Below are 224 nucleotides of genomic sequence, written 5' to 3'. Positions count from 1 at the left end.
ACTGTAATAGTAACAACCGTGCCCTCTGGCTCACCCGTCGCGGTGCCTGAAATAGTTGGGGTGGTGTTGTTAGTATCACCTACTGGATCAATAATAACTGTTGGCGCGGCAGTATCGACTTCGCCTGTTGTTGTTGCGGTAGTTTCATTACCTGCAGTATCGGTAACTGATACTTCAACAGTAAATTCGCCTTCACTTAATTCGTTAGGTACATCAACACTAAA

Annotated in this window: 1 protein-coding gene; it reads right to left on the bottom strand. The window is 45.1% G+C overall.

Annotated elements, in window-relative coordinates:
- Positions 1 to 224 (bottom strand): Ig-like domain-containing protein (locus H5120_RS20115; RefSeq protein ID WP_259397861.1); only part of this gene is annotated, 224 nt, incomplete at both ends.

It is taken from the genome of Pseudoalteromonas sp. SR43-2 (assembly GCF_014163885.1).
GTDB lineage: Bacteria > Pseudomonadota > Gammaproteobacteria > Enterobacterales > Alteromonadaceae > Pseudoalteromonas > Pseudoalteromonas distincta.
The sequence above is the reverse complement of the archived record's forward strand: the minus strand, read 5'-3'. Positions and strand labels throughout refer to the sequence as shown.